Here is a 10,441-nt window from a genome sequence, read left to right as displayed (position 1 = left end):
TACTTATATACTTATATACTTATATACTCAATGCATGCTACAGGGATCTGTATTTATGAAGGTAATCGCGGTATTAAATCAAAAAGGTGGCAGCGGCAAGACTACCATCGCAACGCATCTGGCTCGTGGCTTACAGTTGAAAGGCCATAGTGTTCTGCTAGTAGATAGCGATCAGCAGGGCAGTGCGCGTGACTGGAGAGCGGTTGATGAAGACAATCCGGTACCAGTGATCGGGCTTGATAGACCAACACTTGATAAAGATTTAAAAAGCGTCTCTGATAAAGATTATGTGGTGATCGATGGATCGCCGCAAGCTACTAGTCTGGCTATTTCTGCTATTAAAGCCGCAGATTTTATATTGATCCCGGTGCAGCCGAGTCCTTATGATATCTGGGCAACCAGCGATTTGGTTGATTTAGTGCAGCAGCGTGTTGAGATGATGGATGGTGAACTAAAGGCGGCGTTTATCGTATCACGTGCCATTCAAAACACCAATATAGGTAAGGAAGTAGCGACTGCATTACTCGATTACAATCTTCCAGTGCTAGAGACTAGAGTTATGCAGCGTGTTGCTTATCCTAACAGCGCTGCCCTTGGCAAGACAGTATTTGATACCGAATCGCCTAACAGCAATGCGATACAAGAGATAACTGCATTGGTCAGTGAGATTCAAACATTTTTTGGTGAGGAGTAAGTCATGAGTTTATCAGCAGGTCGTCCTAGTAAGAACGTTAAGGATCAATTGGCTTTATCGGATGTGACGGACAGTCCCAAAAAGACGGTACGCGTGAATTTCAACCTAGATGAAGATAAACATATTGCACTTAAACGGTATGCGCTTGAGAGCCGAAAAACGGTTACTGAGCTGTTGACTGAAATGATTGAGGAAAAGTTGGTTGAGCGATAAGCATAAAAAATCGGATTTTTTATGCCTATAAAAAGGATATGTATAAAAAACTCAAAAAATTATACATATCGTCGAACGCTGTGCTCCTTTCTAGTATCATCAGATGCTTGTTTTCTTAAGCCAGACGTAGAAGCAAGCTGCAAAGAAAATACCCATGGCAAAACAAGCACTGTTTCCTATATCAGTACCATATTATAGAACCAAAAACGGTTAGCAGTGCTAAGGTATATTGCCCTTAATCAAAGCGCATTCAATAACGATTTAAGTTACACAAAATATAAGGGGCTTCTAGCCCCATCATTATTCCTATAGGATTTTTATCATGACAAGTACCCAACAACGTGCCGAACTACACCGTCAAATTTGGCAAATTGCAAATGAGGTTCGTGGTTCAGTAGATGGCTGGGACTTTAAACAGTATGTATTAGGTACTTTGTTTTACCGATTTATCAGTGAGAACTTTTCTAGTTATATTGAAGCAGGTGATGAGAGTGTCAATTATGCCAAGCTCTCCGATGATGTGATTAACGCAGATATTAAAGACGATGCCATTAAAACCAAGGGCTATTTTATTTATCCAAGCCAACTGTTTGCCAACATTGCAGCAGGGGCACATAGGAATGAAAACCTTAATACAGACTTAGCCTCCATATTCAAAGCGATTGAAGGTTCAGCCAATGGTTACCCGTCCGAGCCTGACATCAAAGGCTTGTTTGCGGATTTTGATACCACCAGCAACCGTTTAGGTAATACGGTTGATGATAAAAATAAGCGCTTAGCAGCGGTGCTTAAAGGTGTGGCGGGTCTCAAGTTAGATCAGTTCTCTGACAATCAAATTGATTTGTTTGGTGATGCCTATGAGTATCTCATTTCCAACTATGCCGCCAATGCTGGTAAGTCAGGGGGTGAGTTCTTTACGCCACAAAGCGTCTCTAAGCTAATTGCGCAAATTGCCATGCACAAGCAGGAAACGGTCAATAAGATTTATGACCCAGCTGCAGGTTCGGGTTCGCTGCTATTGCAAGCTAAAAAGCACTTTGATAACCATATCATTGAAGACGGTTTTTTTGGTCAGGAAATCAATCACACCACGTATAACCTTGCACGTATGAATATGTTTTTGCATAACATCAACTACGACAAGTTTAATATCGTGCTGGGTGATACTCTGCGAAACCCGCACTTCGGTGATGATAAACCTTTTGATGCTATTGTCTCTAACCCACCTTATTCAGTGAAATGGATTGGCAGCGACGATCCTACCTTGATTAACGATGAGCGTTTTGCGCCTGCCGGAGTGTTAGCGCCAAAATCTAAAGCTGACTTTGCTTTTGTGCTTCATGCGTTGAATTACTTATCCAGTAAAGGACGAGCAGCCATAGTCTGCTTCCCTGGTATCTTTTATCGTGGCGGTGCTGAACAAAAAATTCGTCAGTACCTGATAGATAACAATTACGTTGAAACCGTGATTTCTCTTGCGCCCAATCTGTTCTTTGGTACAACCATCTCGGTCAATATCTTAGTGCTCTCCAAACACAAAACGGATAACAAAACCCAGTTTATCGATGCCAGTCAGTTATTTAAGTCAGAAACCAATACCAATATTCTGACTGATGCAAACATTGAGCAGATTATGCAGCTGTTTGATAGCAAAGCAGACAGCGAGTATGTAGCCGTGAGCGTCGATAACAGCGCGATTACGACCAATGACTATAATCTGTCCGTCAGCGCTTACGTGGAAGCTGAGGACACGCGTGAAGTGACTGATATCAATACCCTCAATGCTGAGCTGAAGACCACGGTAGCTAAGATTAATCAGCTGCGCACTGATATCGATGCCATCGTTGCGGAGATTGAGGCATGAGTGATTTGAGTTATATGGATAAGCTGCTTGATGGGGTTGAAGTTAAGAAATTGACTTTGGGCGATATTGGTGAGTTTATTCGCGGTAACGGAATACAAAAAAAAGATTTAGTTGAAGCAGGGTTTCCAGCAGTACATTATGGGCAAATATTTACCCGATACGGTTTTTCAGCCGTTCAAGCTTTTACATTTATCTCTGATGAATTAGCGAAAAAATCAAGAATAGCGCAGAAGAGCGATTTATTAATTGCGACAACTTCAGAAAATGACGAAGATGTGCTGAAATCTATAGCATGGCTTGGTGAAAAAGTTGCTATTTCCGGCGATATGATGCTATTTAGACATGGTCAAAATGTAAAATATTTAGCATATTATTTTCAGACAGATGATTTTCAAAAACAAAAAATTAAGTTTATTACTGGAGCGAAAGTTCGAAGGGTTTCTAGAGATAGTCTTTCCAAAATGACAGTTTCACTTCCTTCATTAGAAGTCCAAGCCGAAATTGTACGGGTTTTAGACGCATTTACAGAGCTTACCGCAGAGCTTACCGCACAGCTTACCGCAGAGCTTGTAGCACGCAAGCAGCAATATACCTACTATCGTGATCAGCTCTTAACGTTTGAAGAAAGCAAGGTTGAGTGGAAAAAGCTAGAAGATGTATGTGAAAAGATTTCTTCAGGTAAAAATAAATTTAAATCTGAGTTAGGGCTTTATCCTGTCTTTGGTTCAACAGGAATCATTGGAAGAACAGATGCTAAGGTTTATTCAAAAGAACAGATATTAGTAGCTAGAGTTGGTGCTAATGCTGGACGTGTAAATATAGCAAAAGGCGAATATGATGTTTCAGATAATACGCTGATAGTTCAAAATAAAGATAATATTATCTTAAAGTTTCTATATTATTATTTAGTAAATGTAAATCTAAACCGTTTTACTAAAGGAGCTGGACAACCATTACTCACAGCTGGTCAATTAAAAACTATGTTGATTCCACTCCCTCCGCTCGCCGAACAACAACGCATCGTTGCTATCCTCGATAAATTTGACGCCTTAACCACCTCACTCACCGAAGGCTTGCCGCGTGAGATTGAATTGCGTCAGCAGCAGTATGAATATTATCGTGAGCTGCTTTTAAGTTTCCCTAAGGCTGAGGTAGCAAAACATGACTGAACAGACCAACACCATTGCAGAATCGAATAATTTTATTGTTCTCAATAAATATACCAAGTGCGATCAGCCCGATGGGGGCTATCAAACTGAAGACGATTTAGAACGTGAGTTACTCACAGACCTACAAAACCAAGGTTATGAGTTTGTCGCTGATTTAAACTCACCCAAAACCATGTTGGCCAACGTGCGCGTGCAGCTACAAGCCTTAAATGACGTGCAGTTCACCGATGATGAGTGGCAACGCTTTGTCTTGGAATACCTCGATAATCCTAGCGATAACAGCACCGATAAAGCCCGTAAAATCCATGATGACCATATCCATGACTTTACGTTTGACGACGGGCGCTTGCAAAATATCGCGCTACTCGATAAGAAGAACATCCCACGCAATAAAGTACAGGTGATCAAGCAGTTTGCTCAAACAGGCACACAAGCCAACCGTTATGACGTTACTGTTTTGGTGAATGGTCTACCTTTAGTGCAGATTGAGCTTAAAAAACGTGGCATTGCCATTCGTGAAGCCTTTAACCAAGTACATCGTTATAGCAAAGAGAGCTTTAACTCCGACAATTCCTTATATAAATACTTACAGCTGTTTGTGATCTCAAACGGCACCGACACGCGCTACTTTGCCAATACCACCAAGCGCAATAGAAACAGCTTTGATTTCACCATGAATTGGGCGCGCTCAGACAACACCTTAATCAAAGACTTAAAAGACTTTACCGCTACCTTCTTCCAAAAAAACACCCTGTTAAACGTGCTGATGCATTACACCGTCTTTGATGTGAGTGATACCTCACTGGTGATGCGTCCCTATCAGATAGCGGCGACTGAACGAATTCTGTGGAAAATAAACAGTGCTTATCAAGCCAAAAACTGGAGCACTCTTGAGAGTGGCGGCTTTATTTGGCATACCACAGGCTCAGGGAAAACTTTAACCAGCTTTAAAGCAGCACGTTTGGCAACAGAACTGCCTTTCATTGATAAAGTGTTCTTTGTGGTAGATCGTAAGGATCTTGATTACCAAACTATGAAGGAGTATCAGCGCTTCTCCCCGGAGAGCGTAAACGGTTCAGACAGCACTGCAGGTTTAAAACTTAACCTTGATAAAGACGATAATAAAATCGTTGTCACCACCATTCAAAAGCTAAACAACCTAATCAAAGGTGAGGCTGATTTACCCATCTATAATAAACAAGTGGTGTTTATCTTTGATGAGGCACATCGTAGCCAGTTCGGTGAAGCGCAGAAGAACCTGAAGAAGAAGTTTAAAAAGTTCTATCAGTTTGGCTTTACGGGTACACCAATCTTCCCTGAGAACGCATTAGGAGCTGAGACTACCGCTGGAGTGTTTGGTCATGAGCTGCATTCCTACGTCATCACTGATGCCATTCGTGATGAAAAGGTATTGAAGTTTAAAGTCGATTACAACGATGTACGGCCCCAGTTTAGCGGCATTGAAAGCGAGCAGGACGAGACGAAGCTCACCGCAGCAGAAAACAAGCAGCTGTTATTGCACCCTGATCGTATTCAAGAGATATCGCAATATGTATTAACCCATTTTAGGCAAAAAACCCACCGTCTGAAGTCTGGTGGTAAAGGCTTTAACGCTATGTTTGCTGTCAGTAGTGTAGACGCTGCTAAAGCCTATTATGAAACCTTGAATAAGTTGCAAAAGGACAGCGACAAACCGTTAAAGATTGCCACTATCTTTTCTTTTGCCGCCAATGAAGAGCAAGATGCATTGGGGGACATTCCTGATGAAGGTTTTGAACCCACTGCCATGAACAGCAGTGCTAAAGAGTTTTTAAGCAGTGCTATTGGCGACTATAACGCGATGTTTAAAACAAATTATGGTGTAGACAGCAAATCCTTCCAAAATTACTACCGCGACCTTGCAGGGCGCGTCATTAATCAAGAAGTGGACTTACTGGTTGTCGTTGGCATGTTCTTGACGGGTTTTGATGCGCCTACCTTGAACACCTTATTCGTGGATAAGAATCTGCGCTACCACGGCCTAATGCAAGCTTTCTCACGTACCAACCGTATCTATGATGCCACCAAGACGTTTGGCAATATTGTGACCTTTCGAGACTTAGAAAAAGCGACTATTGACGCCATCACCTTGTTTGGTGATAGAAATACCAAAAACGTGGTGCTAGAGAAGAGCTATAAAGAGTATTTAGAAGGCTTTACCGATATTGCCACAGGTAAAGCGCGCCGCGGCTATTTGGAAGTGGTCAAAGAGCTACAACAACGCTTCCCTAATCCTGATGAGATTGTCAAAGAGTCTGACAAGAAGGACTTTGCCAAGTTATTCGGGGAGTATTTGCGTGTCGAGAACATCTTACAAAACTATGATGAGTTTGCAAGCCTAAAAGCACTGCAAGACTTGGATGTAACCGATGCTGACGCTGTTGAGACGTTTAAGGATGAGCATTACCTAAACGACGATGACTTAGCCGCTATGCAAGCCATTAAAGTGCCTGCTGAACGTACCGTACAAGATTACCGTTCTACCTATAACGATATACGTGATTGGCTACGTCGTGAAAAAGCGGGTGACCAGCAAGATGAGTCTTCGATTGATTGGGATGACGTGGTTTTTGAGATAGATCTGCTCAAATCACAAGAGATCAATCTGGATTATATCCTTGAGCTGATTTTTGAGCATAATAAAAATACCAAGGACAAGTCTGCCTTGGTTGAAGAGGTACGTCGTTTGATTCGGGCAAGCCTTGGCAACCGCGCTAAAGAGAGCTTGGTAGTAGACTTCATCAATCAAACCAACTTGGATACCATCCCTGACAAATCCAGCATCATTGACGCCTTTTTTAGCTATGCTCAGGTAGAACAACAACGCGAAGTCAAAGATATGATTGCCGCTGAAAACCTGAATGAAGAAGCTGCTAAGCGTTATATCACCGCTTCTTTAAAGCGTGAGTACGCTAGTGAGAACGGTACAGAGTTAAATGCTATTTTGCCCAAACTGAGTCCACTCAATCCACAATACTTAACCAAGAAGCAAAGTGTTCTACAGAAAATTGCTGCCTTTGTTGAGAAGTTTAAAGGCGTGGGTGGAAAGGTGTAGTTAAATTAAATAGGCACAGTAACTGTAGTGGGACTTGAGCCTTTAACTGCGCTCTTCGAGGAGTCTTGCAGAGCGCTAAAAACAAAGAAGCGGCTAGGATTTACTAATATCGAAAACAATGCCCCTTTTTTTTGACTCTGCGTTAGCATGTTGTGGTGATGGACGTTTATCAGATTAGACTGTTATTAATTTTAGGGTTGGAAAGGGTATATGGATAGTAGTGATTTTATTAAATATATTGAGTGCGATGCCAATGGCAGGTTTATTAAAAGAGAGAGTAAACATCTTGAGTTCAAAGAGAACTTTAATATAGGTGCGATTATACAGGGCGAATTATCCAAAACATTTGCTGCGTTTGCTAATGCTGCTGGCGGTGTTATTATTTTTGGAGTTAAAGACAAGCCAAGAAGGGCGGTAGGGCTTTCTAACAATAATTTTGAAGAACTAAAAGAGGAGAAGCTTGCAGAACACCTGAACAACCAGTTTTCTCCTGAAATTCTTTTTGAAATATATTCATTTAGTCATCAAAACATGAATTTTGGGGCGATTATCATTTCAAAATCAGAGAGTAAGCCCATAATTTGTATAAAGGAGGTCAAAAAAAATAAAGAAGGAGATATATTTTATCGATACTTTGGTAGAAGTGAGAAAATAAAACATGCTGAATTATTAGCAATCTTAGATGAGATTAAACAGTTAGAACAGAAGAAATGGATGGAGCATATTCAGAATATTGCGAGGATAGGTCCACAAAACATCACGTTAATGGATATGTATAGAGGTGAAATACCCTTACCCAATAACAAGACAATGCTAATAGACTCTAAGCTTCTAAAGGATATAAAGTTTATTAATTCAGGTCATTTTGTTGAGAAAGATGGTAGCCCAGCAATTATGCTGGTGGGTAAGGTTCAAGGCGTTGAAACAGCTATACCTAATTTTAGTCTTGAGGAGGATTTTTATACTGCAACTGAATTGTGCGAACATCTTAATTTGTTGTCACCCAAAGGTAGTCCATATCTATTGACTGCTATAATATGGAAGTTTGAACTACAGAAAAATAATAGGTTTTTCCAGACCAAAGGAAGTCAAAAATTTTATAGCAAAACATGCCTAGAGTTCCTCAAAGAGAAAAATATCACTCTAGATGATGCTATGGATATGCGTAAAGAGTATCAGGATAGACAGCGATAGACAGTAACATCATCTGAACCTCTAGCGAGCCAATCAGGTGCTTTCACTGGTTCGGTCCCCTAGTGAGGACTTGAATATCAAGCTGCAAGCTATTGATGTCAGTAGTCAAAATACTCATAGCAGCTCAGTGTACATAGCAGTGTACCTTTCAAGATGAAATGGCGGCATATCCATCTTTTTAATTAGTCGCTGTACCTATTAAATATAAGATCGCCTTTAATGAAGGCTTACCTCCCAGTTGTCACTAAACAGATTGGCTTTAGGAATAAAAAAATCTTACTCTAACATAGATATCAGTTTCACAAAGGAATGTATCTTGTTAGCACAGCGTTCATTTTTATTAGTTCATACATGATTGTCTCTCATACCTAATAAGCAGACTGCTTACCCCAATCATAGATACCACGTTTATAAGCGTAAATCAGCATAATTAAGCCAGCGATAATCATCGGTGCGCTTAATATTTGTCCTTTGGTCATCCAACCTAAAAGGATAAATCCTTGATCAGCATCTGGCTGACGGAAGAATTCAATGATAAAGCGGCTGATACCGTAGCCCAGTAAGAACACGGCAGAAGCGGCCATACGTGGACGCGGCTTTGATGAGTACCACCATAAAAAGATAAATAGCAGCAGACCTTCGGCGAAGGCTTCATATAGTTGCGATGGATGACGAGGCAGTATGTACTGACCATTAACCTCAATCATTAATTCTTGCAATTGTGGATTGCTCTGTAATTGCTCCATATCAAAGGCAGCGGCTTGCGGAAAGTAGGTCAGCCAATTATAGCCACCGTCTGATACGCGCCCCCATAGTTCACCATTGATATAATTACCGATACGACCAAACAGTAAGCCAGTTGGCACGCAAGGAACGATAAAATCGAATACTTGAAAGGTGGTTTTTTTGTATTTACGCGCAAAGAACCACATACCTATCATGACGCCAATAAAGCCGCCGTGGAAAGACATACCGCCTTCCCAAACCTTTAATAGGTATGCGGGGTTTTGTAGTAGCTCGCCGAATTGATAAAACAGCACATAGCCAATCCGACCGCCTAAAATAACGCCAAGCGCCCCATAAAAGACCAAATCAGACACCATATCGGTGGTCCAATTGTCGCGTTTGGTACTACGATACCAAGCCAGACCATAAGCGGCGGCAAATGCCAGCAGGTACATTAAACCATACCAGTTCACTTCTACTGGACCCAAAGACAGCGCAACGGGATCATACTGAGGATGAATCATCATAAAGGTATCATAATTATTGATAATAAAATGTTGGTCATAATAGCAAAATTTGACCCTTGCGAACACGACCGTCTGTTCAAAACAAAAGAGTGTCAACGATCATAACGTGGTGCTGGAATAAATATTTCGAAGCATCTGTTTGGCTTGCGCGCAGCAAGCGGAAAAAAATTATCCCAGCAATGTGATATTCTCCCTAAATCTAATCAACCAACTGAGGCGTGAATGCCTTTTATCTTTTTGAATAACAAAAAAACTATGGAGAAAAGTAGATTCGATGCATGTCACGAATATGGTCATTTGGTTAGAGGTATCTACAGCATGATAATATCTGAAAGTTTCGTAGAATCGCTTGATCAAGACTTAGAGTCTAAAGCAGCTGAAACATGAATCCTACAATAAAATTTATGCTGATTAAATTATTATGATTAAGTTTACTATTACCCTCGTCTTCTAAGTGTGGTTAGACCTTTGCCAAAATAGCTCAGTAGTAATAGCAGCGCTATTATTATCAAGATAGGATAATTTCCCATAAGCATAAAGGGAGTGTTACCAACCCGTGCCTGTATCTCACCACGTAGTACAGTACGCTCAAACTGCGGTGCGCGTTTTACAATACGACCTTTATGGTTAATGATAGCGGTAACACCAGTATTGGTCGCTCGAATAAACCAGCGCCCGTTCTCAAGAGCGCGCATTTGTACCATTTGCAAATGTTGCAATGGTCCTGCTGAAGTGCCAAACCAGGCATCGTTAGAGACGGTCAACAAAAAGTCAGTATCGATGGCATTTTTACGCGTAGTATCTGGATAAGCTACCTCATAACAGATAGCCGTCCCTATATTGTGTCCACGCACTTGTAGCGGTGACTGCTGATCACTACCACGACTATAGCTCTTAATATCCTGACTACCGGCCAAATTTGGGAAAATATCGAGTACGCCTTCAAATGGAATATACTCT

The 10,441-nt window shown here is 41.1% G+C and carries 9 protein-coding genes; 7 read left to right on the top strand and 2 right to left on the bottom strand.

The genetic code is table 11. The features are described 5' to 3' along the window. Positions 1–55 precede the first annotated feature (55 nt). The 6 genes from parA (at position 56) to B2575_RS13435 (ending at position 8,228) form a co-directional block, all read left to right on the top strand. Positions 56–694: a ParA family partition ATPase gene (gene parA / locus B2575_RS13460; protein WP_296242675.1), complete on the top strand. Its 639-nt coding sequence runs from the start codon at positions 56–58 to the stop codon at positions 692–694. Between the two features lie 3 nt (positions 695–697). After that, complete coding sequence (locus tag B2575_RS13455; RefSeq protein WP_025652656.1) at positions 698–907, top strand: plasmid partition protein ParG; 210 nt, start codon at positions 698–700, stop codon at positions 905–907. 322 nt (positions 908–1,229) lie between these two features. Continuing rightward, a complete protein-coding gene (locus B2575_RS13450) occupies positions 1,230–2,771 on the top strand; it encodes a type I restriction-modification system subunit M (RefSeq protein WP_296242672.1) in 1,542 nt (513 codons plus the stop codon). Further along, the gene (locus B2575_RS13445) at positions 2,768–3,940 is read left to right on the top strand and encodes a restriction endonuclease subunit S (protein WP_296242669.1); all 1,173 of its coding nucleotides are present in this window, start codon (positions 2,768–2,770) and stop codon (positions 3,938–3,940) included. The genes B2575_RS13450 and B2575_RS13445 overlap by 4 nt, the downstream gene beginning before the upstream one ends. Then, on the top strand, positions 3,933–7,034 hold the full coding sequence (locus tag B2575_RS13440) for an HsdR family type I site-specific deoxyribonuclease (RefSeq protein ID WP_296242667.1): 3,102 nt from the start codon (positions 3,933–3,935) through the stop codon (positions 7,032–7,034). Before B2575_RS13445 ends, B2575_RS13440 begins: the two co-directional genes overlap by 8 nt. A gap of 210 nt (positions 7,035–7,244) precedes the next feature. Further along, positions 7,245–8,228 carry an RNA-binding domain-containing protein gene (locus B2575_RS13435; protein ID WP_181717480.1) on the top strand — a complete coding sequence of 328 codons (984 nt, stop codon included), beginning with the start codon at positions 7,245–7,247 and terminating at the stop codon, positions 8,226–8,228. A gap of 368 nt (positions 8,229–8,596) precedes the next feature. Here B2575_RS13435 and lgt read toward each other — a convergent pair whose 3' ends face one another. Further along, positions 8,597–9,481 carry a prolipoprotein diacylglyceryl transferase gene (gene lgt / locus B2575_RS13430; protein ID WP_045455784.1) on the bottom strand — a complete coding sequence of 295 codons (885 nt, stop codon included), beginning with the start codon at positions 9,479–9,481 and terminating at the stop codon, positions 8,597–8,599. Between the two features lie 222 nt (positions 9,482–9,703). Between lgt and B2575_RS13620 the strand changes: the two genes are divergently transcribed. Continuing rightward, the gene (locus tag B2575_RS13620) at positions 9,704–9,868 is read left to right on the top strand and encodes an ImmA/IrrE family metallo-endopeptidase (RefSeq protein ID WP_353511630.1); all 165 of its coding nucleotides are present in this window, start codon (positions 9,704–9,706) and stop codon (positions 9,866–9,868) included. 50 nt (positions 9,869–9,918) lie between these two features. On the opposite strand, the gene B2575_RS13425 is transcribed toward B2575_RS13620, so the two are convergent. Then, positions 9,919–10,441: nitrilase-related carbon-nitrogen hydrolase (locus tag B2575_RS13425; protein ID WP_296242661.1), on the bottom strand; the 523-nt coding region annotated here is incomplete at its 5' end.

Origin of the sequence: Psychrobacter sp. UBA6739 (genome assembly GCF_002453835.1) — a bacterium.
GTDB classification, from domain to species: domain Bacteria; phylum Pseudomonadota; class Gammaproteobacteria; order Pseudomonadales; family Moraxellaceae; genus Psychrobacter; species Psychrobacter immobilis_A.
This window is presented reverse-complemented; position numbering and strand designations above follow the sequence as displayed.